Below are 23269 nucleotides of genomic sequence, written 5' to 3'. Positions count from 1 at the left end.
TGTTAACTAAAAAGCCATGATAAACAACCGTCTAACATAGCCTTTTTGTTTTATAATTCTGCAACTTGGTACAACTCAAGTTCTGCTTGTGTTTCTGAGCCGAACATGTTGATCATTAATTTAACTTTGTTATTCTCAATCTCAACTACACGTCCTTCTTGTCCGATGAAAGCACCATCAATGATTTGAACAACATCACCTTCCTTGATATTAGTATCAAAGACATCAACGGTTTGTCCCATTGAGATGAGTATTGAACGAATCTCTTCTTCTAACAACGGTGTTGGTTTAGAGCGATTGCCGTGTGATCCAACAAATCCAGTAACGTTTGGAGTATTACGAACAACAAACCAGGCTTCATCAGTCATTACCATTTCCACAAGTACATAACCTGGGAAGCGATTTTCTTCAATTTCTTTTGTTTTCCCATTTTTCTCAACATTTACAGTTTGAGTAGGGATTTCCACACGCAAAATGTTGTCTAACATATTATAAGTTTGCGCACGTTGCAAGAGATTTTCCTTTACTTTATTTTCATAACCTGAGTAGGTTTGGAGTACAAACCAACCCTTATCAAAAGAATCTAACATAAGTTTTCCTTTCCTTAATAAAAAAGCCTTTTACGGCTTATTGGACTGCTATTTTCAATATATATTATAAAGAAAATAAAATAAGCTGTCAATTAAAGTACCGACTAAATCATTCTAAAATTCAAATAAAAAAGGCAAAGTTCTGATGAGGTTTGCCTTAAGATTTTGAAAGGATAGACCTTTCGGTTTATGTTTAAAAATAAATTTAATTTTTTTTATGCTTTAAAACTATCGTAATAAGACCTGCACTTAACATAACAATTAGTGATACAATTGCTAAGAGTGGACTTGCGGCTTCACCCGTTGATGGTAATTTTTTACTATACTTTTGGTTTTCAATAGCTTTTTTAACCGCCAAGTTTCCGCTAGTATTAACCGATTTTTTGGTTGCTGGTTTGGCTTCTGGTTTAGCCTCTGGCTTAACGTCTGGTTTAACTTCTGGCTTAGCCTCTGGTTTGGCCTCTGGCTTAACGTCTGGTTTAACTTCTGGCTTAGCCTCTGGTCTGGCCTCTGGCTTAACGTCTGGTTTAACTTCTGGCTTAGCCTCTGGTTTAACTTCTGGCTTAACGTCTGGCTTAGCTTCTGGCTTAACGTCTGGTTTGGCCTCTGGCTTAACGTCTGGTTTTTTATCTTCTTTAGTACCTCTGGTAAGGTCTTGAAGTTCTTTTAAAAGCTTTTTGACTTCATCAAGCATTTTTTTTGCTTCATCAAGTCCACTTTGACCAGTCCAAACACTTCTATTTCCGAAAGTTCGTTTATCTCTAAACCTATTCAAATAAGTTCCCACAGAGTCTGCATAATATCCAGGTGTAGGCAAAATACTTTTATGCTTTTCATAAATTTCTTTAGCCTTTTTGGATAACGCTAATCCTTTTAAACTTATTCTTTCAATTTTTTTAGCATACTGCTTTTGTAAGTTTTTCTGGGCAACTTCCTGTGCTGCTTGCTTAATACTATTTAAAGCATTCATTGCATCAGTAATATTGAGCTTACCTTCATTATACTGTTTCACTACATTATCAATTGCAGTATTATATCTCAACATTTCATCGTTAGATAAATTTTCTAACTTAGCAATTTCTTGCTTTTTACCATTGGCCTGATTTACCAATGTTTCTTTATTGGAATTAACAACTTTTTTAGCTTCTGCTACAAGCTCATCAACTTGACTCTTAGTGCTAGCTCTTTGAATTTTTTCTTTATATTCTTCTAAGACTTCGAGGCTTATATTTTTTATTGAAGCCACGTCATTTTGAGCCATGTGCTTAGCTTTTGTTGATTCAGCATTATTCAGTTGCGTGGCTTGTGTTACAAATTTAAGAATAAGTTGCGAATCTTTTGAAGAGCTAATAGATTTAACTAAAATATCTTTTTGGTCTGATGAAAGGAAACCTAATGATTTAATGATATCTTGAGAACGTCTTGACTGCTTAGCTAGTTCTTGATCACTAACTTTAACATGTGTAGCACTAGTACTTTTTATTGATTGAGGTTTAATTTTATGAATTGATTCAGCCTTAATTGTATTAATAGACTCGGCTTTGATTGTGTTAATTGGCTTAGCTTGAATTTTATTAATTGATTCGGCTTTGATTGTATTAATAGACTCTACTTTAATTTTATTAATGGACTCAGCCTTAATTGTATTAGTTGATTTACCCTGAATTTTATTAATTGATTCAGCTTTAATATTATTAATCGACTCAGCCTTAATTGCACCACTTCCCAATCTCTCAACTTTTAATCTTACGACTGGTATACTCTGTTTAATAATTCGTCCCTGAGGTAAAGTATTGTTAATTTCTGCTTCAGTACTATTAATTAATTGTGGAAGTGTATCCTGTGATGCTCTATTAAAATCATCTACTCTACTTAGAAGTATAGCAATAGCTTTGTCATTACCACGATATTTAGAAATCAAATTCTTCAGAGTAACCGCCCCTAAATTAACTTGTTTCTTATGAGGAATTGAATCCGATATTCCTGAACTAGTATCCGCGTGTACAATACCACTACATACAGCAAACGCTGCTGACATTGAGGCCAAACCATAAGCTGTTTTTCTTAAAAAGTATTTTACTTTTTTTTCGTTATTATTCATATTCGCTCCTTTATATAGTTAGTTAAAAATCCTAATTTATTAGGATAGGACCACGTTTATTTTAATTTAATTTGAGTTCCTTAACTAATTATATATCTTGTAGCTTTTTATTTCAACACTTTTCTTTAATTTATTTACATTTTATTAAAATAAATATTTTTTTTTAATATTTTTTTGCTCAACAATCTAGTAAAAACAATCAAAAGATTATTTTTTTATAATCTAGTCGGATATATATGTTATTTTCCACACAAAAAACCCTTAGTAAAATCTAAGGGTTTGGGTTGTTTCTATCTAAAATAATCTATTATTAAAATCGATTAATCAAGTCCATGACTCCTGCGGCTAACAGTTTGTCAAAGATGTAGATAACGATTGTGAAAAATACAGTGTATTCCAAGATGGAAATAAAATCTTTCCAACGTTGTTTTCGATTTGGCCAAGTAGTGTCACGCAATACTTGAAAAATCCCTTTGACAAACATTATCAGTTCTCCTTTTTGCAGTTTGTTACGCTATATCAACGCGTTTCTTTGTGTATTGTATATTTCTTACAATATTTACAAAATTTATTTACTTCTAGTCGTGTTGGCTTGGGGGTGCTACTTACTCCGATTGAGTAATTTCGGCTTCCGCATTCTGTACACGCTAGGCTTGCTTTCTTTTGTGCCATAACGCCTCCATAAATGCTATTTTAACATGATTTGTATAATCCTGCAAGCTATCTAAAGTAGTCCTTTAGACTATTCCAAGCATCTTTTACCTTCTCTTGGAAATTTGAATCTTCCACCGCTCTAGAAATATCTTGTGCAGCCTTACTTGCCGAATCTTTTAAATCATTAATAATTGAGCGTGATTCTTGGTTCGTTGTATTACTAGCATCTTGTGCATTATAAACTGAACCAATACCGTTTTGGAAATAAGCATTCTCAATATGAGTAAAACTAGACCCCTTAGTATACGGTAGTATATATGAAGCTTGAGTGCTAAATATATTTGAAGCTGTACCTGCACTAGAATCTGTCAAATAATGGTGTTTATCTGTCTTCTTAAACCCAACCCATTGACTAATAACGACATCAGGCGTATAGCCGACTACCCACTGGTCTCCAGACAAATTGGGGTTAAAATCTGTTTCGGTTGTTCCAGTTTTACCTGCCATTGTATAACCATAAACATTGGCATTAATAGCTGTACCATTTGAGAATGTTCCTAACATCATACTAGTCATTTTACTAGCCACTGAGCGACTAATAACTCGCTTAGGCTTATCTGTAAATTGCTTTACTAATTTTCCATTAGCTGTCTCAATTCGAGTAATCAAATGAGCGCGATGCATTATACCGTCATTTGCAAAAGTTGAGTAAGCTTGTGCCATTTCTAAAGGATTAGTGGTTACACTTCCACCTAGCGCCACTCCTAGCTCTTTGTTTGCTGATGACATATTTAGACCAAACTTCCTGCCATAAGTAAAGGCTTTATTGATTCCTAGTTTGTCTAAAGTATAAACAGCAGGAATATTATAAGAATTAGCTAGTGCTTGATACATCGGGATACTTTCAGTCTCAATCCCACCATAGTTACTTGGTTTATAACCATGAAAATCTTGAACTTTATTAGGAAGTTCTTTATCTATTGACCATCCTGAAGCAATAGCTGGTGAATAAACAACTAAAGGTTTTATGGTTGAGGCTGGACTTCTCTTTGATTGAGTCGCGTAGTTAAAACTTCTAAACTGTGCATCTTTAGTACTTTGAACACGTCCAACTAAACCTCTTACACCACCAGTTTTTGGATCTAAAGCTACGCTAGCACCTTGGGCAGATTGACCATCATAGTCAGATACAGGGAAGAGGCTAGTATCATCAAATGTTTTTTGCATTCCTGATTGATAATTTTGATCTAATGCAGTGTAAATCTTATAGCCATTATTGACAATATCTTTTTCTGAAATACCATAAGTATCAATGGCTTCATTGACAACAGCATCAAAATAGGATGGGTACCTGTAATCATTAATTTTACCAGCATAGGTATCTGCTAATCTATTTTTCATACCAATTGAAGCAGCTTCTTTAGCTTGAGACTTGGTTAGTTTACCTGCATCAACCATCGCTGCCAAAACAGTATCTCTTCGGTTAGTTGCATTTTCAACAGAATAATAAGGATTATAAACTTCTGGCCCTTTAAGCATTCCAGCAAGTGTAGCAGCCTCATCTACTGTCAAATTAGCAGCACTGGTTCCAAAATATTTCCTACTAGCATCTTCCACACCCCAAACACCATTACCAAAATAAGAGTTATTAAGATACATGGTCAGAATCTCAGCCTTGCTATATTTCTTAGTCAATTCTAGCGCTAAAAAGAATTCACGCGCCTTGCGTTTAATCGTTTGGTCCTGTGACAAGTAAGCATTTTTTGCTAATTGCTGGGTAATAGTTGAGCCTCCGCCAAATTTCCCAAGTGTAGCTACTGCCAAAAAAAATCGCTTAAAGTTTACACCATTATTTTCATAAAAAGTTCTATCTTCAGTTGCTATAACAGCATTTTTGAGATGATCAGAAATAGCATTTAACTCTACATAAGTTCCCTTTTGTCCCGAAAGTTTTCCAGCGTATTCTTTATTCTTATCATAAATGGTGGTAGTTGTTTTTAGAGCACTCTGTAAATCACTAACTGTAGCAGTTTTAGAAAGATAAAAAAGATAGCTACCAAATATAAGAATAAAAGCCATTAAGGCGATAAAAAGCAACTTCCCAATACGATAGCGCCGCCAAAAACGACGGATAGGATTCTTAGGAGAAGGGAGGTAACGATCAACTTTTTGTAGCCATTCAGGTCGAGATTTAGCATTTTTCTTTTGGTGACGAATGCCTCGCTGATACTGGGATTTACTAGGTCGGGTAATATCATCAATATCATAGACTTCTTCGCCATCCAAATTACTAGTTTCTTCTCTAGTTTCTTGTTCATTTTTTCTTGTCATTTCGTCGTTGTCTTCGTCAACACGAAATAAGTCTATAAACTTATCAAATAATTTCATAGACTTATTATATCAATTTTCAATAAAATGCTATAATAAAACCATGTCATTTTCATTAAAAATTAGAAATCCATACGGTGAACATACCGTTAAAGAACTCCTTGAAGATTATTTTTTGATTCCACGTAAGATTAGACATTTTTTGCGTGTTAAAAAACATGTACTTATAAACAATGAATTCATTAATTGGCAAACTGTCGTCCAAGAAAACGATACTATTACCTTAATCTTTGATGATGAGGATTACCCTACTAAAAAAATTCCTCTGGGCAGAGCAGAGCTTATTGATTGTCTTTATGAGGATGAACATCTTATTATCGTTAATAAACCTGAAGGTATGAAAACTCACGGTAACCAACCAAATGAAATAGCACTGTTAAATCATGTATCTGCCTATTCTGGACAAACATGCTATGTTGTTCATCGCCTAGATATGGAGACCAGTGGAGCTGTTTTATTTGCTAAAAATCCATTTATACTTCCCCTTATCAATCAACGCTTAGAACGAAAAGAAATTTGGCGTGAATATTGGGCTTTAGTTGAAGGAAAATTTTCACCTAAGCATCAAGTCTTGAGAGACAAAATTGGACGGAACCGTCATGACAGACGTAAACGAATCATTGATTCTAAAAACGGTCAACATGCTATGACAATCATTGACGTTTTGAAGTATACCCAAAATAGTAGTCTCATAAAATGCCGACTGGAAACCGGAAGAACCCATCAAATTCGCATTCACTTATCTCATCACGGACATCCTTTAATAGGAGATCCCCTCTACAACCCTTCTTCTAATAATGAAAGGTTAATGCTACACGCTCACCGATTGACTCTATCTCATCCACTAACTTGCGAAACTATTAGCGTAGAGGCCCCTTCATCTACTTTCGAGAAGATTTTAAACAATTATAAAAAAGGAGTTGGATAATAATTATCCAACTCCTTTTAATCATTATTGCTTAGTTAATGGCTTACTGAGTAGTGGTTTATGGTAATCAAATTCTCCATCACTAGATGTCTGCCAGATTACTGGGATGATCTTATTCCCTTCAATTTTTATTCCATAGGCGTATTTAACTTTAAGACCACCGATACCTCCTGTTACAAAAGTTGTAGTATCAGTACCTGATTCATATTGATAAAGGTAGAGCCCATTTCCCTTATCCTCCAACTTCGTAACTTTAGCAGAATGGTTACTTTCCTTAGATTTACTATCCTTGTAAACTTTTTTCTGAGTAACTTTACCATCCTTATCAAAAGTCATCGTTACTGTACCGTCCTCAACTTCACCTTTCCAACTTCCTACAAGGTTCTCTGGAAAAATGGAAACGGGATCAGCCTTAACTTTATTAGTTTCCTTAGCTACTGTGATATCTTTTTTACCATCATTAGAAATAAGGTAACTATTTCCTGATTTTTTCATAATAAAATTACCAGTTAAATTCTGAATAATGTGGCCATATGTTTTCTTATCAGGATCTGTTGATTTATCATAATTAAAATCATAATCGGCAGCAAAATTAACTTGATAACTTTCTTTCCCAACCTGTGTCATTTTATTAAGGACAATATTAGGAATAGTGAAATGGCTCGCTTTACGATTATCAGTTACAAATTTTGCTTTAATACTTTCTTTCAATCCTTTGTAAAAATCATTTTCGGCACCTTTTCCAAAAACTGTTCCTAAAGTCTGAGGGTCTTGCCCAGTTGATACATAAAGTATCAATTGATTGAAAGCAGTTATCAATTTCTGTCCAGCTTCTTTTTCATTTAATAAACCATCAACATCTAATTTGATTGTCTGATTATCAGCGATAGAGATTAATTTTTGTTTATGAGAGGTTATCTCACCATCATTAAAAACCTTTTTGATATAAGCTTTTGAACCATCAGTCACTGGATAATTCTCTACGGAATAGCTACCATCTTTTAATTTAGCAATACGATTATCACCAAAATAAAGATTACCATCCATAAGATTACTTGTTACTGTAAAAGATTTAAAAGCGACCGATAAATCAATAGTTTGGTTTTTACCATCATAATCTTTTTTGAGTTTAATCTCTTTTCCGTCACTAGTCCCTTCAAGGCTAGCAGTATAATGGGTTCTAGGTAAACGTTCCACCGTTACTGAAAAATGATCTGAATTGCTTGTTGCGACCTTTTTTTGATTCAACAAAACATCCAATTTAGGAACATTGGTTTTCAAGGTCAAAGACATAGGCTTATTAGCAATACGATAATCAGGGAATATACCTAAGCGACTACCTACACGCTTTAGATACATTGAATCATTTTTGTTTCCTTCTTTTATTTCCTGCCCTAATTTACGCGCCTCACTTTTAGACAAGGGCTCAAAATTAGCGTAATTGGCCTCATCATTTGTGATAGATTCTCCCGTATCTGACCAAACCATGTATTCTTTAATATTATCAAACGCTTGACCTGACGTACGAGAACGTGCTGCTACAAAACGACTAAGTACTTGTCCCTTTGAAAAATAAAAGAATCCTAGACTCAGAAGTGATACTAAAACTATACCAAAAATAACTAAGCACACTTTAACAACTTTTTTCTTAAAAAAATCAAACATACCTTATCCTCTCATTCACTTTATATTAAAGTAAATTGCTTAAAGAAAAGTTACAACACTGATAAAACAGCTGTATTTGTACTTGTAACCGCTATTTTTCTATTATAACAAAACGAAAAAAGGATTGAAACCATAATCCGATTTCAACCTCTAAAATTTTTGTCTATGATTATACCAAGTCCTGCAAGAAGCTCTCTCCAATCATCGCAGTATCAACACCAAAGTTATCCGCAACTGTTGCTGAAATATCTGCGAAATGCCCTACTGGGATAAGTCCGTTTCCTGTGAAGGATGGGCTATAGGCTAAGAGAGGAATGTATTCTCTTGTATGGTCTGTGCCTGCATAAGTTGGGTCATTACCATGATCGGCAGTGATCAAAAGTAAGTCTTTGTCACGCATTGCTGAAATGATCTCTGGAAGACGCTCATCAAACTCATGAAGACAATCACGATAGCCATGAGGATCACGACGGTGACCATAGAGAGCATCAAAGTCAACCAAATTAGTAAAGGAGAAGCCTTTTTCAAACTCTGATAACCCCATTGTTTTTATCAAAGTATCAATACCATGACTATTTGATTTGTTATGTCCCATATCATGATTAATGCCTGAACCATTAAAAATATCATTGATTTTACCAACAGCATAAGTATCGATGCCAGCTTGATCTAGTTTATTTAATACGGTATCTTCAAATGGTGATACTGCATAGTCGTGACGATTGGCTGTACGCGTAAAGTTGCCTGGTTCACCTACATATGGACGAGCGATAATACGACCAAGGAGAGCTGGACGCTCCATTGTGATACTACGAGCATATTCACAAATACGGTAGAGTTCTTCTAGAGGGATGATATCCTCATGAGCTGCAATTTGTAGGACTGGATCAGCTGAGGTATAGATGATGAGCTCACCAGTTTCCATTTGGCGTGGTCCGAAGTCATCAATAACAGCTGTCCCTGAATAAGGTTTATTCGCTTCACGAATAACTTTACGTCCTGAAAAATCCTCAATCTTTGTGATGATATCTTCTGGAAAACCATTCCAGAAAGTATCAAATGGCTCTGTAATATTTAAGCCCATGATCTCCCAATGCCCTGTCATTGTATCTTTACCAAGTGATACTTCTTGTAACTTCGTCGCGTAGCCACTTGGATTTTCTTCTGCAGGGACGGTCTTAAGCGCTTGGGGACGAGGAATATTACCAAGTCCGATTTTAGCCATGTTTGGCACCGCAAGTCCAACTGTTTTTGAAATGTGGCCAAGCGTGTCTGAAGCACCATCAGGAACTCCTGCATTGACAAAATCATTGGCATCTGGTGCCGCTCCAATACCCACTGAATCTAAGACAACTAAGTGAATGCGATCAAATTGTGACATAACTTCTCCTTTATCAATTGAAAATAGGAAGTCAGACCAGCATCCTTCCTATTTCCTTTATATTATTTAATAAGTGCCTTCTTCAACTTTTTGGTTCTTAACAATCTTGATGATACGGCTAGTACCCAAGCGTGAAGCTCCTAAAGCAATAAATTTTTCAGCATCTTCCAATGATGAGATTCCACCTGCTGCCTTAATTTTAACACCTTCGCCGACATATTTTGCCATCACTTCAACATCTTCAAATGTAGCACCTGCTGTCGAAAAACCAGTAGAGGTTTTAATAAAGTCTGCACCTGAACGTGTGACAACTCCACAAAGTTCGATAAGTTCTTCTTTAGTTAATTGACATGTCTCAACGATAACTTTTAAGATATGGTCTTGACATGCAGCCTTGATTTGACGAATTTCTTCTTCAACAGTATCAAAATCCCCATTTTTAACGTCTGTCAAATTAATGACCATGTCAATTTCATCAGCACCATTTTTAATAGCATCTTGACATTCAAAAACCTTCGCTGCAGTTGTACTATAGCCATTTGGGAACCCAATAACAGTACAAATAGCTAATTTACCTGAAACGTACTCTGCTGCTTTTTTGACGTAAGAGGCTGGAATACATGCTGAAGCTGTTTCATAAGCCATTGCATCATCTAAAATTGTTTGGATTTCTGGCCATGTTGCTGTTGTTGCTAGCAAAGTATGGTCTACCGTTTTTAAAATATCTTTTACTTCCACGTTACTATCCTTCTTTCTTTTGTCAACTTTTAGAATAGAGTTACAATACCGACGATAAAGGCGCTAAGCATACTTACAGCAATACCACCAATCATTGCACGGAAAACAAGTCGAGCTAGGGTGCCACGTTTCTCTGGACAAAGAACAGCAATACCTGAAACACAAATACCTAAACTTGATAAATTAGCAAAACCACAAAGTGAAATAGTTGCTACCAATGCTGTACGATAATCTAAAGATTTGATTAGGTGACCCAATTGTTGGAACGAAACAAACTCATTTAAAATCAACTTACTTCCAAGAAGGTTTCCTTCTAGAAGAATGTTTTTGTGGTCAAATCCCATAAGAAAACCAAATGGAGCAAAAACATATGAGAAGATTTGTTCTAAGCGGATTCCCAATCCACTTAACATCATATTAATCAAAGAAACTAAACCAACAAAGGCAATCAAACTAGCACCAATTGAGAAAGCCATTTGTGCACCTGTGCTTGCACCCTCAGCGATTGCATCAATCACATTGGCGTTATTACCTTTATTATCCATCTTAATGTCATCAATTTTTTGAACAGGTTCTGTTTGAGGCAATAAGATTTTAGCAATGAGAATACTGCCAATAGGAACCATTGTTGAAGCAATCAAGAGATATTCCATTGGAATGCCTAATGCAATGTAGCCACCAAGAATAGAAACTGACATACTTCCCATACCTGATACCAACACAACCATTATCTCACTATCAGTCATACGACCTAGGTATTTGCTAACCAAAATTGGACTGTCTGTTTGACCAAGAAACATATTAGCTACGGCAACAAAACTCTCAACCTCTGAGGATTTCATAATTTTACCAACACCCTTACCTATCCATTTTACTACAAATCCAAGGATTCCTACATAATAAAGTAGACTAACTAGGGCAGATAAGAAAACAATATTACCAAGCGTTTGAATGGCGAAAATAAAACCAGTTTTTGCTCCACTATCTGCTAATGAACCAAACACAAAATTTAAACCAGCTTGACCACAGTTGATTACTTTAGTAACTCCAGTTGAAACAACACTAACAACTTGTTGGCCTAGTGGGATACGTACTAAGATTAGCGCAATAATGAATTGAACGATAAGAGCTTTTCCAATTAAACTTAGAGAAACACTCTTACGATTGAAAGAAATTGCATACACAATTCCTAATACCAATAAAATACCAATAATACTATAAATAAATTGCATGATGACTTCCAAAACCTCGCTTATTGTGATTTATCATTTTCAATAAGTGTGCGGAGTGCTTCAACAGCAACTTGAATAGCTGCTTCTGTGTCATGAGCCATTGGGTTATCCATACCCAAAGCGTTGCGTTCTTGATTACCAACAACAAGGAAATCTGATCCACAACGAACTCCTAGATGACTTGCTGCTACAAAAAGAGCTGCAGATTCCATTTCAGACGCTTTTGTTCCCAGACGTTTCCATGCTTCCCATTTATTTAATAATTCATAACTAACTGGCATACGTTCTGGCTCATGTTGTCCATAAAATGCATCTTTACATTGAACTACTCCTGCGTGACTTGTGTAACCAAGCTTTTTAGCTGCATTAACTAGAGCATTCGTTACCTCCAAGTCAGCTACAGCAGGAAATTCAATCGGAGCATATTCTTTACTTGTACCTTCCATACGGATAGCTCCAGTTGCAATAACGATGTCTCCGCCTTTAACATCAAGGTCAATACCACCACATGTTCCAACACGGATAAAGGTATCAGCGCCACAGAGTTTCAATTCTTCCATCGCAATAGACGCTGATGGACCACCAATACCAGTTGAAGTAACACTGACTTTTTCACCGTTTAATGTACCTGTATAAGTAACATATTCACGGCTGTCTGCTACAAGAACTGCATTATCAAAATGTTCTGCAATTTTTGCACAACGTTTTGGATCACCTGGCATGATAACATAACGACCTACATCACCTGGACGAATCTGTAGGTGATATTGCAATCCGACTTCACCTGAATAATTCTGCATGATAAAGACCTCCTTAATGTCTTGTCTATTTTTTTACACTTGTATAATAACATACAAGACAACCTTTGTAAACGCTTTTATCGAAAGAAAACGTTTTATTTTTTAACTTGATTTTTCTAATTTTTTCAATTAAACTAACTTGTATACGGAGGTTACAATGCCTAAAAATGAACTAAATAATAAACTAAATAAACTAAAGCATGTGCAAGTCTACAATAAGATTTTTAACATGATCCAAGACGGTACTTATTCTCCTGGAATGCAATTGCCTTCTGAGCCCGAATTAGCAGGGCAACTTAATGTTAGTCGAGCTACTTTACGAAAGTCATTAGCACTATTACAAGAAGACCATTTGGTTAAAAATATCAGAGGAAAAGGTAATTTCATTAGAGAAAATTCTAGCAACTTGTCTGAAAACGGTTACGAAAATAGACAACACCCTATTAAAACTTGTCTAACTTCCAAAATTACAGAAGTGGAATTAGAATTTCGTGTAGAGGTTCCTGCAGAAGCTATCACAGCTTCACTTAAACAAGAAACCCCTGTAGTTGTTATTGCTGATCGTTGGTACCACACCGATGATGGACCATTAGCTTACACACTTTCTTTTATCCCTATCGAACTTATTTCAGATGCTGAGATTTCTTTACATGATACTAAACAGTTGTTAAACTTCATTGAAGAAGGTATCTATCAAGAAGGCATATCAAGCCACTCACAAAGCCATTTGGGATATGCGACATCTGGCAATTTTTCAGCAACCAAATATACCCTATCCGATCATGGACAATTCATATTAATACAAGAAACAATTTTTAACCAAGAGAAAATACTAATGTGTAATAAGCATTACGTTCCCATTGAGCACTTTGAATTGTCCATTACCTCTCATTAAGGAGACAAGCCTATGCAAAATAGACTATTAAAAGTTGCTTTTTTCATAACTTTTACCGAATTAATTATGGGCCTAATAGTTGGCGCTTATTTTAAGTTAAGTTATTTTCTAGCCCCTCCAAAGGAACCGTCAATGGGTGCTGGGTACGGAATGCTCTTTGCTATGTTATTTATACTTATTAGTTACTTAATTCTATTAGCCATAATTCAATTCTTAGCTTATCAATCTCAATCTAAGATAATAGCAATCATTGTTTTGCTACTTTTTTTCCTCCCACTACTGGCAAATATTGGATGGCCTATCCTTATGATCTTCTTACCGCAAGTGGTAGTGACTATCATATCTCTATTATCACAACATAAAACTCCCCTTTAACAAAGGGGAGTTTTATGTTGTGATAAGTTAGTGATTAGAAGCCACCCATCATAGATGGATCCATTGCAGGAGCTGTAGGAGCTTCTGGTTCAGGTTTATTTGCTACTACTGCTTCTGTAGTCAAGATAAGACTTGCTACAGATGCCGCATTTTGAAGTGCAGAACGTGTTACTTTGACAGGGTCAATGATACCTGTGGTAACCATATCTACCCATTCTCCATTAGCCGCATTAAATCCTGTACCAATTTCAGACTGTTTTAAACGTTCAATAATAACTGAACCTTCATATCCAGCATTGTAAGCAATTTGACGAACAGGCTCTTCGAGAGCACGAAGAACAATATTACGTCCAGTCTCCTCATCACCATTAAGTTTCAGTGCCGCTACTTTTTCAATAACGTTCACAAGAGCCGTACCTCCACCTGAAACAATACCTTCTTCAACTGCAGCACGCGTTGCATTTAACGCATCTTCGATGCGAAGTTTCATCTCTTTTAATTCTGTTTCAGTCGCTGCACCAACTTTAATTACTGCTACACCACCGGCTAACTTGGCAAGTCGTTCTTGTAATTTTTCACGATCAAAATCAGAAGTTGTAGCCTCCATCTGTGACTTAATGATAGCTACGCGATTAGCAATTGCTGATGAGTCACCGGCACCTTCGACAATAACAGTAGAATCTTTATCTACTGTTACTTTAGCAGACTGTCCTAAAACTTGCATAGTAGCATCTTTTAAGTCTAAACCAAGGTCTTCAGTAACGACAGTTCCTCCTGTTAGGATAGCAATATCTTCCAGCATGGCTTTACGACGATCACCAAATCCAGGCGCTTTAACAGCTACGACATTGAAAGTTCCACGAATTTTATTAAGAACAAGCGTTGGGAGAGCTTCTCCATCAACATCATCAGCGATGATTAGCAATGGACGATTTGTTTTAAGAACCTCTTCTAATAATGGTAAAATTTCTTGGATATTTGAAATTTTCTTATCTGTAATAAGGATATACGGATTCTCAAGTTCAGAGACCATTTTCTCGTTATCAGTTACCATATACTGTGACAAGTACCCACGGTCAAACTGCATTCCTTCTACAACTTCAAGCTCTGTTTCCATACCTCGCGATTCTTCAATAGTGATAACACCATCATTACCCACGCGCTCCATAGCTTCAGAAATATATTCCCCAACTTTTTCAGAACGTGAAGACACAGCTGCAACTTGAGCAATAGCTTCTTTGCCTGAAACTGGTTGTGCAATCTCTTTTAGCTCTTCAACTGCTGCTGAAACAGCTGTTTCAATACCACGACGAATACCAATCGGATTCGCCCCTGCAGTTACATTTTTAAGACCTTCCCGTACAATAGCTTGGGTCAAAACAGTAGCAGTTGTAGTGCCATCCCCTGCAATATCATTAGTTTTTGAAGCCACTTCTGACACAAGTTTAGCTCCCATATTTTCAAAGTGATCTTCTAGCTCAATTTCTTTAGCAATTGTCACACCATCATTTGTAATTAAAGGCGAACCAAATGCTTTTTCAAGAACAACATTACGGCCTTTAGGACCTAATGTTACTTTGACTGTATCAGCTAAAATATCAACACCACGCACCATTGCTGAGCGGGCATCTGCTGAAAATTTAATATCTTTTGCCATAATTTAATACCCAGGCCTAAAATTTAACAAAGTCTACTTTCTTTACAAAGCAACTTTTCTCTAATAGGCCTATATCCTTTCTTGCTTAATAAAACCTATTTAACGACAGCAACAATGTCACTTTCACGAACAACTGTCACTTTTTCGTTACCGTCTTTAACTTCCAAACCAGCACCATTTTCGACTAAAACAGTATCACCCTCTGCAACGCTAGGTGCAACTAATTCCCCTGTTAAGGTACGAATACCGTCACCCACAGCAAGAACTTTGGCTGTCTTTGTCGCATCATGGCTTGCTCCTGCAAGAACAAAACCACCGACAGATTTCTCTTCAGTTTCAACAAACGAAATGATCACACGATCACCTAATGGTTTTAACATAATAAACGAACCTCCATACGAGATATATTTTGATTTTTTAGCACTCCTATACAGAGAGTGCTAACTACAAAAACTATTCTATCACTTGGTCAGAATTAGTCAAGAGAAAAGGCACGTTTCAAACAAGAAAAATTTCCCTAGTTATCCTGTCCATTCACTAGAGAAATTTATATTTTAACCTAAGACAAGGGCATCATCTATCAACTGTTGACCTGAGTTTTTATGGAAAAGTTCCATTAATTCTGCAACTGTTAAGTTTCTCTTTGCTTCTCCTTTAACATCAACAACAATTTTCCCGTGATAGAGCATCACGAGACGATTACCATAAGCAATGGCATGTTCCATATTGTGTGTAATCATTAAGGCTGTCAATCGTTGTTCTTCTATCACTTTCTGTGTTAATTCCATAACCATATCGCTAGTTTTGGGATCTAGAGCCGCTGTATGTTCATCCAGTAATAATAATTTGGGACGAACAAGAGTTGCCATAGCTAACGTGAGGGCTTGACGCTGACCTCCAGATAAAAATGCAGCATCAGTCTTCATTCGATTTTCTAAGCCTAGACCTAATTGTGATAGAGACTTTTTAAATAGTTGACGGTCATCGTCAGTCACTGACTGTCTAAAAATGTGACGCTTATTGCCTCTTTTATGTGCAATTGCCATATTTTCTTCAATCGTCAAATTTGTTGCAGTTCCCATTCTAGGATCCTGAAAGACTCGACTAATATCCTTAGACCGTTTTTCTACAGAGTCTTTAGTAATTGATTGGTTGTCTAATGTGATTGCCCCCTGATCAATAGAGATTAGACCAGCAATACAGTTAAGGAGGGTTGATTTTCCTGCACCGTTACCTCCAATTACTGAAATAAAATCACCGTCTTCAATCGTTAAATCTAAACCACGTAAAACATGGTTCTCATTGACAGTTCCTTTTCCAAAAGTTTTGTGCAGATTGACTAATTCAAGTAATGACATGTTCTTATCCTTCCTTTGTAAGCGATTTAGAGGTTTTTACTCCTAGTTTAGCTCGTAATTCTGGGACATACAAAATGAGAGCCAACAAAATTGCTGAAACCAACTTTATCATCTGTGCATCAATATCGGTTGTTAATATGAAAACAATAATCATACGGTATAAAACAGAACCTAATACAATTGACCATAACCTTTTGCCAAGAGGTAAGTATTTTATCATTACTTCTGCCAAGATAATTGAAGCTAATCCAATAACGATTGTGCCCACTCCCATATTCAAATCTGCATAGCCATTATTTTGCGCTAAAAGTGCACCAGATAAAGCAATCAGGCCATTCCCAATCATATATCCTAGCATTTTCATCCGATCTACTTTAATACTATTGGCTTGTCCCATAGCCTCATTATCACCTGTCGCTCTTAGAGCTAATCCTAGTTGGGTATTTAAAAAGAGATACAAAATTAAGATAACCAAGCCTACACAAACAATTCCAATTAATAAAACTGCTGAAAGTTTATTTAAACCTAATCTTGTTACCATTGTAACCAAAGTATTTTTGAGAGCAAAAGAGACGTTTGATCTTCCTAAAACAAGTAAATTAATAGAGTAAAGTCCTGTCAACGTAATAATACCTGTGAGGAGGGCTGGTATTTTCATTTTAGTATGAAGAAAACCCGATACTAGTCCTGCCAACATACCACCTAACATGCCCGCTATGGTTGCCACAATTGGATTAATATCATTAACGATACATAAGGCGCAAACTGCAGCCCCCATAGGGAAAGCCCCTTCTGCAGAGAGATCGGCTATGTCTAAGATACGAAAAGTGATAAACACGCCAATTGCCATAATTGACCAAAGTAATCCTTGCGAAATTCCGGATAAGATAATATCTAACATACAATACCTTTCTGATTATTTATTATTTTTAATACTTGAAACATCAATTCCAAGCTCTTTTGCCATATCTTCATTAACTACTACTTTTAGATTTTGAGGATATTCTGAAGGAACTTTAGCGACGTCTTTACCTTTGAGGATTTTAACAGCTTGTCTTGCTGTTTGACGACCTAAAGCCTCATAATCAGCCCCATAAGAAAAGAGCAAACCACTTGGTACCATATCTGCTGAACCTCCCACAACAGGCACTTTTAATTCTTTCGATAGATTCCCTAACAGCGTTACTGAGCTGGCTATAATATTATCTGTTGGTACAAAAAGAACATCTGTTTTAGACATTAAACTCTTAGCAGTATCTTGTACATCATTAGTGGAAGAAATACCTTTAACACTTGTTTTAATCCCCGCCTCTTGGAAGATCTTTTTTGCTTGTTTTACCTGAACTTCTGAGTTACGCTCGCTAGTGGTATACATAATACCAACACGTTTAGCCTTAGGCATTACTTTTCTCAAAAGGGATACTTGCTTTTTAATTGGAGACATGTCACTTGTACCAGTCGCTAAACCTTCAGGTTTTTTCATTGATTTTACTAATTCGGCTGATACCGGATCTGTCACTGCTGTAAACAAAATAGGTGTTTCTGTTGACACAGTTGTCAACGATTGAGCCGCCGGAGTCGCAATTCCCAATACTAATTTATTATCTTTAATGAGTTTTTCAGAAATTGATTGGATATTTGACTGATCCCCTTGAGCATTCTTATACTCAATTTTGATATTTTTGCCATCTTTATAGCCTTCTTTAGCTAATTCTTTTATAAATCCTTTTCTAGTGGCAGTTAGAGAGGGATGTTCTACATATTGTAAAATACCAATATGTTTTACATCAGATTGACCATTTTGAGAAGATTGTGAACAAGCTGTCATCAGAACAGTTGCTAAAACGCTGCTAATTACCATCTTTGTTATTTTTTTCATTACTGTCTCCTTGTAATACCATCAAATTTTCCATAAAACAAAAAACCAACTAGACCCTACATCTAGTTGGTTAATTATTTCTCTCAATTCCTCTGTGCACGAGAGGACGAAAAAATATTGCCTTAGCCAACTAGATTATTGAAATGATCTAATCGGCTCTGCTTTCATCATAAAATGCTTTAGCTTCATAGATACAAACTTTGCGTGACGTTTGTATCCTTGAGGCTACAAACGTCTATCTAAAGAAACTAAAGTAATAATAAGTATTTGTTTGTTTAATAATAGACGATTTGATTAACATATTATTCTCTCCTTGTTTATGGTTGCCTATAAGTTTACGTCATTTAAAAATAATTGTCAATAGTTAAATTTGATTTTTTTGAAAATTCTTGTTAGATAGATAATTTAAATAATAGTCATTCGTTGATATAACACGCTTTTAAAGAAATTTAGATTTGCTATCCTTAATTTTCCATATACTCTACTAAAGCATAATAAATACCATCGTTATCATTATCCTGAGTTACATTTCCAATTCTCTCTTGTAAATCTTTAGGAGCATTCGCCATGACAAAACCTTTACCCACAATTTCAAGCAGATTTAAATCATTATAGTTATCACCAAACGCAATAGAGTCTGCAAGAGAAATATCTAAATAGTCTGCTAAAGTTTTAGCAGATTTTCCTTTTTCAATACCTGGAGCCATTATTTCAATAAAGTAAGGAGCAGATTGTGCGATTGATAAATGTGGATATTGAGCTTTCAAAGTGTTCTCCAATTCTCCCATCAGAGATGGTTCTCCCATCAAGAGAAGTTTATGAATCCTATCTTGCTTCTCTAACTCCATCAAACTCATCTCTTTAGATTGTAAACCAACAATCTCCTCCTCTTTTTGGACCCACTCATTTTCTTTATCACAGGAATACCATTCATGATAACGATAGACATTCCATGCAATTTTCGAATAATGCTTGCTTACATAAGAACAAACTTGTAAGGCAACTTGACCATCCATTGTGTGGGAAGCAATTGTTTTTTGTTGCATATCTTGTATTAAAGCCCCATTATAGGAAATAATATAAGAATCTATTCCAATTTGTTCCATAATCGGAGTAATTGCCTCAGGCATCCTAGCTGATATGGGAACGAAAGTAGCCCCTTGAGCTACTATTTGTTTAATTCCCTGCCGTGTCTTAGGTGTTACTTTAAAATTACTGTTAATTAAAGTACCATCAATATCACTAAATATTAGCCTTACCATATTATCCTCCAAAATATAATTGTACGCGCTTACTTTACTCTAACACTTAAATTTTTGTTTCGCAAATAAACTTCGTCTGGTCTAATGAGACTACTAATATAAGCTATATTTCAAAACAAATTAGTTTATTTCTCTCAATGAACGGTGTAATATGTTACTATATAGTAATAATAGGAGGATTAACTATGCCGTATCCATACAAAGCCAATCATTCCATTGAATCAATCACCTTAAAAGTAAATGACCTCGAAAACCTCGTAAACTTCTATAGCGATATCATTGGGTTAACTGTTATTGACAAATCCAGCACTAGAGCCTTACTAGGGGTAAATCAAAAAATCCCTCTTATTATCCTTGAAAAAACTGAACTTGAAAAGCATAGTACCTATGGCCTTTATCACACTGCTATTTTAGTACCAGATGAATACCATCTCAGTCTAGCTCTAAATCATTTATTATCTCAGCATATCCCTCTAGAGGGTGGAGCTGACCATGGCTATAGCAATGCTATCTATCTAAGTGATCCTGAAGGTAATGGAATCGAAATTTATAATGATAAGGATATCTCTATGTGGGATATCAGAGAGAGTGGACAAATTATTGGTATTACTGAAAGACTAGATATTGACAATTTACTTGACAGCCTTGTCAACGTTCCTAATAATTATAAGCTTTCTGAAAAAACTCGTATTGGTCATATTCATTTGAGTGTTAAAGATGCTAAGATTAGCTCAAAACTCTATCAAAATGTTTTTGGCTTTGATGAGAAATTTGCAATCCCGACAGCTAGTTGGATTGCATCCGGCAACTACCATCATCATCTAGCCTTTAATAATTGGGCTGGTCCAAATCTTTCTAAAAACCAAGAAGATAGACCCGGAATTTTCTTATTGACAATTGCTTACAATGATGACAACCTTTTTAGAGATAGCTTAAAAAAAGCGCAACTTTACCAACTGACTTTCCTTGAAAAACAAGATCATTATTATATTATTGAAGATTTTGATGGCATCCGAATTAAAGTTGTTCTAAAACCAGAGAATTAACCATTACTTGACTTTTGCCTCTTCATTTTACATAATGTCAATATGATAAAAATTTTGATCCCAACTGCAAAAGAAATGAAAGTGTGTCAAAACATTGCAAGGCCTAAACTGAGTGCACAAACGCAAATTATAATTGATTATTTTTCTACTTTAACTGTTTCAGACTTAGAGGATATCTACAGAATTAATACAAGTGCAGCTCGTTGTGAGGCTCAAAGATGGCAAGATTTTAAATGTAAACAACTTACTCTGAATCCTGCTATTAAGTTATTCAACGGTCTTATGTACCGCAATATCAAAAGGCACAACTTATCCATAAGTGAAGCACAATTTATGGAAAATTCTGTTTTTATTACTAGTGCTCTTTATGGCATCATTCCTGCTATGACACTAATATCCCCTCATCGTTTAGATTTTAACACTAAAATCAAAATCAACAATAACTCTCTTAAAGTTTTTTGGCGTGAAAATTACGATACTTTTATGCAGTCAGATGACATTATGGTTTCTTTGCTTTCTAATGAATTTGAAACCGTCTTTTCTCCTAAAGAGCGTCAAAAACTAATACATCTTAACTTTATTGAAGATCGAGATGGCCAATTAAAAACCCACTCTACCATATCAAAAAAAGCAAGAGGAAAGTGTTTAACTGCTATGATGGAAAATAATTGCCAAACTCTAGAACACTTAAAGCAATTACGCTTTGATGGCTTCTGTTATGATAATGAACTCTCAGACTCTAAGCAATTAACTTTTGTTAAAAAACAGACTTAAGTAACTATTTATCCACAATTTATTCACACAAAAAGCAAGAGATAATCGTATCTCTTGCTTTTTGACAAACTTGTAAGGTCTAAAAACCTCTCTATATCAAGGTTTCAAATAATATTAACAAAAAATAATTGTTATCAACAACTTGTGGATAACTATGGGGATAGACAGAGGATAATCTGTTTATATAAAGTTGATTACTTAACATTAATGTCATTTTATATACCTTTAGATTTCAAAAATACTTGTTAAATTAACAATAATAAACGTCAACATCTTGTCACAGACTGTCAAATACTTATAAACAAGCTGTGGATAAACATAACTTTCAATTTCTATTTAAAAGTTAATTTTTGACACTAAAGTAAATCATCTCGTTTGACTTGTTCATAACTATTGTCACCATCGTTTAATCCTTCCCAAATCACGACTTCACCTTCTTTTAAAGATTTTTGTACATCAATGATTCTTTGATTTGAAGATCCTCTAAATTGTAGCATTAAATTTCGCTTACTTTGATCAAACCTACCATCCACTAAAATATCAATCAAAGATAACATCTCCAATTTATCTTGAGTCTCCAGCATCATTTCTTCCCAAGTATACCCCGTCCATGACCAAATATCTTTTTCTGGCAATTCACGTCGGATACGCTGAAGAAGTGGCAGCAAAATACCTGTATTTAAGAACGGCTCTCCACCTAATAACGTTAAACCTTGGACGTAAGGTTGTGCCAAATCTTTCATAATTTGATCTTCAAGCTCTTTTGTATAAGGGATTCCGGCTCGAAAGGACCATGTAGCAGTATTATAACACCCTTTACAGTGGAACATACATCCAGCTACGTAGAGTGAATTTCTAACACCTTCACCATCTACAAAATTAAAAGCTTTATAATCAATGATATGGCCATGACTTAATTCTTCGCTTTTCCACTCCCCAGGCTTTGGAGTATTCCAACTTGCTTCTTCTGACATTTCTAACCTCTCTATTGATATGAAAAGAACCAGAACTAACTGGTCTTTTTATTATTATCTTAAAGTACTATTTTAGGTTATCCAATAACGCTCTGTCTGATGACGACAATCTTCTAAAACACCACCGTTAGCTAATATTACTGACTTGCTGGCATCATTGTCTACATGGCATGTCACAAGTATTTCATTGATATTTTTTAGATGTGCTTGCTCAATTCCTAGCTTCAACTGTTCTTTAGCATAACCTTTGCCACGCTGGCGAGGTCGTATGGAATAACCAATATGTCCACCTTTTTCTAAAAGAGTATCATTTAGTCTTAAACGTAAATTTAAGAAACCTATAGCATTATTATCATTGTCAAAAGACACAAACTGAATATATGGAACAAAATTATCAGGAACACCTATCCCTAACTCCATATTTAGGTTATGATCTAGCCAGTCTTCAAAATGCATAGTTGGTTCATAAAAACCACCATCCATTGAACTACTTTCTTTTTGAAACTCTTTATACATGGCTAAAATTTCTTCTTTATCTTCTAACACTGGGCGCCGTAATTTCATATTGTTTC

At 35.4% G+C, this 23269-nt stretch carries 23 protein-coding genes; 5 read left to right on the top strand and 18 right to left on the bottom strand.

Annotated elements, in window-relative coordinates; all coding sequences use genetic code 11:
- Positions 1-50: 50 nt before the first annotated feature.
- From nusG to pbp2a, 5 genes are all read right to left on the bottom strand, one after another.
- On the bottom strand, positions 51-590 hold the full coding sequence (gene nusG, locus EGX70_RS08800) for a transcription termination/antitermination protein NusG (protein WP_000887149.1): 540 nt from the start codon (positions 588-590) through the stop codon (positions 51-53).
- A 205-nt stretch (positions 591-795) separates the two neighbouring features.
- Positions 796-2691: a YSIRK-type signal peptide-containing protein gene (locus tag EGX70_RS08795; RefSeq protein WP_123948081.1), complete on the bottom strand. Its 1896-nt coding sequence runs from the start codon at positions 2689-2691 to the stop codon at positions 796-798.
- A 310-nt stretch (positions 2692-3001) separates the two neighbouring features.
- Positions 3002-3175: a preprotein translocase subunit SecE gene (gene secE / locus EGX70_RS08790; protein ID WP_000497678.1), complete on the bottom strand. Its 174-nt coding sequence runs from the start codon at positions 3173-3175 to the stop codon at positions 3002-3004.
- A 35-nt stretch (positions 3176-3210) separates the two neighbouring features.
- The gene (gene rpmG, locus EGX70_RS08785) at positions 3211-3363 is read right to left on the bottom strand and encodes a 50S ribosomal protein L33 (RefSeq protein ID WP_000057521.1); all 153 of its coding nucleotides are present in this window, start codon (positions 3361-3363) and stop codon (positions 3211-3213) included.
- A gap of 48 nt (positions 3364-3411) precedes the next feature.
- A complete protein-coding gene (gene pbp2a, locus EGX70_RS08780; RefSeq protein ID WP_000764812.1) occupies positions 3412-5733 on the bottom strand; it encodes a penicillin-binding protein PBP2A in 2322 nt (773 codons plus the stop codon).
- Between the two features lie 43 nt (positions 5734-5776).
- Between pbp2a and EGX70_RS08775 the strand changes: the two genes are divergently transcribed.
- The gene (locus tag EGX70_RS08775) at positions 5777-6661 is read left to right on the top strand and encodes an RluA family pseudouridine synthase (RefSeq protein WP_000010477.1); all 885 of its coding nucleotides are present in this window, start codon (positions 5777-5779) and stop codon (positions 6659-6661) included.
- A gap of 24 nt (positions 6662-6685) precedes the next feature.
- On the opposite strand, the gene EGX70_RS08770 is transcribed toward EGX70_RS08775, so the two are convergent.
- The 5 genes from EGX70_RS08770 to udp form a co-directional block, all read right to left on the bottom strand.
- The gene (locus EGX70_RS08770) at positions 6686-8326 is read right to left on the bottom strand and encodes a zinc ribbon domain-containing protein (RefSeq protein ID WP_123948079.1); all 1641 of its coding nucleotides are present in this window, start codon (positions 8324-8326) and stop codon (positions 6686-6688) included.
- Positions 8327-8495: 169 nt separating this feature from the next.
- On the bottom strand, positions 8496-9707 hold the full coding sequence (locus tag EGX70_RS08765; RefSeq protein WP_000077187.1) for a phosphopentomutase: 1212 nt from the start codon (positions 9705-9707) through the stop codon (positions 8496-8498).
- A 66-nt stretch (positions 9708-9773) separates the two neighbouring features.
- Positions 9774-10445 carry a deoxyribose-phosphate aldolase gene (gene deoC, locus EGX70_RS08760; protein WP_000453154.1) on the bottom strand — a complete coding sequence of 224 codons (672 nt, stop codon included), beginning with the start codon at positions 10443-10445 and terminating at the stop codon, positions 9774-9776.
- A gap of 29 nt (positions 10446-10474) precedes the next feature.
- Entirely contained in the window at positions 10475-11677 is a 1203-nt protein-coding gene (locus EGX70_RS08755) for a NupC/NupG family nucleoside CNT transporter (protein WP_001159688.1), read from the bottom strand.
- Positions 11678-11697: 20 nt separating this feature from the next.
- On the bottom strand, positions 11698-12477 hold the full coding sequence (gene udp / locus EGX70_RS08750) for a uridine phosphorylase (RefSeq protein ID WP_001182060.1): 780 nt from the start codon (positions 12475-12477) through the stop codon (positions 11698-11700).
- A 157-nt stretch (positions 12478-12634) separates the two neighbouring features.
- On the opposite strand from udp, the gene EGX70_RS08745 reads away from it, so the two are divergent.
- Together EGX70_RS08745 and EGX70_RS08740 are read left to right on the top strand one after the other, a co-directional pair.
- On the top strand, positions 12635-13372 hold the full coding sequence (locus tag EGX70_RS08745) for a GntR family transcriptional regulator (protein WP_001125582.1): 738 nt from the start codon (positions 12635-12637) through the stop codon (positions 13370-13372).
- 12 nt (positions 13373-13384) lie between these two features.
- Entirely contained in the window at positions 13385-13747 is a 363-nt protein-coding gene (locus EGX70_RS08740) for a hypothetical protein (protein ID WP_001181223.1), read from the top strand.
- Positions 13748-13781: 34 nt separating this feature from the next.
- On the opposite strand, the gene groL is transcribed toward EGX70_RS08740, so the two are convergent.
- The 6 genes from groL to EGX70_RS08710 all read right to left on the bottom strand — a co-directional run bounded on the left by groL (position 13782) and on the right by EGX70_RS08710 (position 19903).
- Positions 13782-15404: a chaperonin GroEL gene (gene groL, locus EGX70_RS08735; RefSeq protein WP_001029978.1), complete on the bottom strand. Its 1623-nt coding sequence runs from the start codon at positions 15402-15404 to the stop codon at positions 13782-13784.
- Between the two features lie 95 nt (positions 15405-15499).
- On the bottom strand, positions 15500-15784 hold the full coding sequence (gene groES, locus EGX70_RS08730) for a co-chaperone GroES (RefSeq protein WP_000917302.1): 285 nt from the start codon (positions 15782-15784) through the stop codon (positions 15500-15502).
- A gap of 174 nt (positions 15785-15958) precedes the next feature.
- Complete coding sequence (locus tag EGX70_RS08725; protein ID WP_123948077.1) at positions 15959-16762, bottom strand: ABC transporter ATP-binding protein; 804 nt, start codon at positions 16760-16762, stop codon at positions 15959-15961.
- A gap of 4 nt (positions 16763-16766) precedes the next feature.
- Positions 16767-17663, bottom strand: coding sequence for an ABC transporter permease (locus EGX70_RS08720; protein ID WP_000884162.1), 897 nt, complete (start codon positions 17661-17663; stop codon positions 16767-16769).
- Between the two features lie 15 nt (positions 17664-17678).
- Complete coding sequence (locus EGX70_RS08715) at positions 17679-18641, bottom strand: ABC transporter substrate-binding protein (protein ID WP_000724423.1); 963 nt, start codon at positions 18639-18641, stop codon at positions 17679-17681.
- Between the two features lie 464 nt (positions 18642-19105).
- Positions 19106-19903, bottom strand: a complete 798-nt coding sequence (locus EGX70_RS08710; RefSeq protein WP_000251907.1) for a Cof-type HAD-IIB family hydrolase — start codon at positions 19901-19903, stop codon at positions 19106-19108.
- 185 nt (positions 19904-20088) lie between these two features.
- Between EGX70_RS08710 and EGX70_RS08705 the strand changes: the two genes are divergently transcribed.
- Both EGX70_RS08705 and yaaA read left to right on the top strand, forming a co-directional pair.
- Positions 20089-20949, top strand: coding sequence for a VOC family protein (locus EGX70_RS08705; protein ID WP_001146813.1), 861 nt, complete (start codon positions 20089-20091; stop codon positions 20947-20949).
- 42 nt (positions 20950-20991) lie between these two features.
- Positions 20992-21723, top strand: coding sequence for a peroxide stress protein YaaA (gene yaaA / locus EGX70_RS08700; RefSeq protein WP_000590609.1), 732 nt, complete (start codon positions 20992-20994; stop codon positions 21721-21723).
- A 356-nt stretch (positions 21724-22079) separates the two neighbouring features.
- Here the strand turns inward: yaaA and nrdG are convergent, their stop codons facing one another.
- Entirely contained in the window at positions 22080-22697 is a 618-nt protein-coding gene (gene nrdG / locus EGX70_RS08695; protein WP_001287939.1) for an anaerobic ribonucleoside-triphosphate reductase activating protein, read from the bottom strand.
- Positions 22698-22769: 72 nt separating this feature from the next.
- Positions 22770-23261 (bottom strand): GNAT family N-acetyltransferase, encoded by a 492-nt coding sequence (locus tag EGX70_RS08690; protein WP_000776870.1) that lies wholly within the window; start codon positions 23259-23261, stop codon positions 22770-22772.
- Positions 23262-23269 lie beyond the last annotated feature (8 nt).

Origin of the sequence: Streptococcus sp. FDAARGOS_522 (assembly GCF_003812445.1) — a bacterium.
Classification (GTDB): Bacteria; Bacillota; Bacilli; order Lactobacillales; family Streptococcaceae; genus Streptococcus; species Streptococcus agalactiae.
Note: the sequence above shows the minus strand (reverse complement) of the source record. Positions and strands in the feature narration are given on the sequence as shown.

Coding starts and splice junctions, on each gene's coding strand:
- nusG (WP_000887149.1), bottom strand. CDS start 590: ATGTTAGATTCTTTTGATAAGGGTTGGTTTGTACTCCAAACCTACTCA.
- EGX70_RS08795 (WP_123948081.1), bottom strand. CDS start 2,691: ATGAATAATAACGAAAAAAAAGTAAAATACTTTTTAAGAAAAACAGCT.
- secE (WP_000497678.1), bottom strand. CDS start 3,175: ATGTTTGTCAAAGGGATTTTTCAAGTATTGCGTGACACTACTTGGCCA.
- rpmG (WP_000057521.1), bottom strand. CDS start 3,363: ATGGCACAAAAGAAAGCAAGCCTAGCGTGTACAGAATGCGGAAGCCGA.
- pbp2a (WP_000764812.1), bottom strand. CDS start 5,733: ATGAAATTATTTGATAAGTTTATAGACTTATTTCGTGTTGACGAAGAC.
- EGX70_RS08775 (WP_000010477.1), top strand. CDS start 5,777: ATGTCATTTTCATTAAAAATTAGAAATCCATACGGTGAACATACCGTT.
- EGX70_RS08770 (WP_123948079.1), bottom strand. CDS start 8,326: ATGTTTGATTTTTTTAAGAAAAAAGTTGTTAAAGTGTGCTTAGTTATT.
- EGX70_RS08765 (WP_000077187.1), bottom strand. CDS start 9,707: ATGTCACAATTTGATCGCATTCACTTAGTTGTCTTAGATTCAGTGGGT.
- EGX70_RS08755 (WP_001159688.1), bottom strand. CDS start 11,677: ATGCAATTTATTTATAGTATTATTGGTATTTTATTGGTATTAGGAATT.
- udp (WP_001182060.1), bottom strand. CDS start 12,477: ATGCAGAATTATTCAGGTGAAGTCGGATTGCAATATCACCTACAGATT.
- EGX70_RS08745 (WP_001125582.1), top strand. CDS start 12,635: ATGCCTAAAAATGAACTAAATAATAAACTAAATAAACTAAAGCATGTG.
- EGX70_RS08740 (WP_001181223.1), top strand. CDS start 13,385: ATGCAAAATAGACTATTAAAAGTTGCTTTTTTCATAACTTTTACCGAA.
- groL (WP_001029978.1), bottom strand. CDS start 15,404: ATGGCAAAAGATATTAAATTTTCAGCAGATGCCCGCTCAGCAATGGTG.
- groES (WP_000917302.1), bottom strand. CDS start 15,784: ATGTTAAAACCATTAGGTGATCGTGTGATCATTTCGTTTGTTGAAACT.
- EGX70_RS08725 (WP_123948077.1), bottom strand. CDS start 16,762: ATGTCATTACTTGAATTAGTCAATCTGCACAAAACTTTTGGAAAAGGA.
- EGX70_RS08720 (WP_000884162.1), bottom strand. CDS start 17,663: ATGTTAGATATTATCTTATCCGGAATTTCGCAAGGATTACTTTGGTCA.
- EGX70_RS08715 (WP_000724423.1), bottom strand. CDS start 18,641: ATGAAAAAAATAACAAAGATGGTAATTAGCAGCGTTTTAGCAACTGTT.
- EGX70_RS08710 (WP_000251907.1), bottom strand. CDS start 19,903: ATGGTAAGGCTAATATTTAGTGATATTGATGGTACTTTAATTAACAGT.
- EGX70_RS08705 (WP_001146813.1), top strand. CDS start 20,089: ATGCCGTATCCATACAAAGCCAATCATTCCATTGAATCAATCACCTTA.
- yaaA (WP_000590609.1), top strand. CDS start 20,992: ATGATAAAAATTTTGATCCCAACTGCAAAAGAAATGAAAGTGTGTCAA.
- nrdG (WP_001287939.1), bottom strand. CDS start 22,697: ATGTCAGAAGAAGCAAGTTGGAATACTCCAAAGCCTGGGGAGTGGAAA.
- EGX70_RS08690 (WP_000776870.1), bottom strand. CDS start 23,261: ATGAAATTACGGCGCCCAGTGTTAGAAGATAAAGAAGAAATTTTAGCC.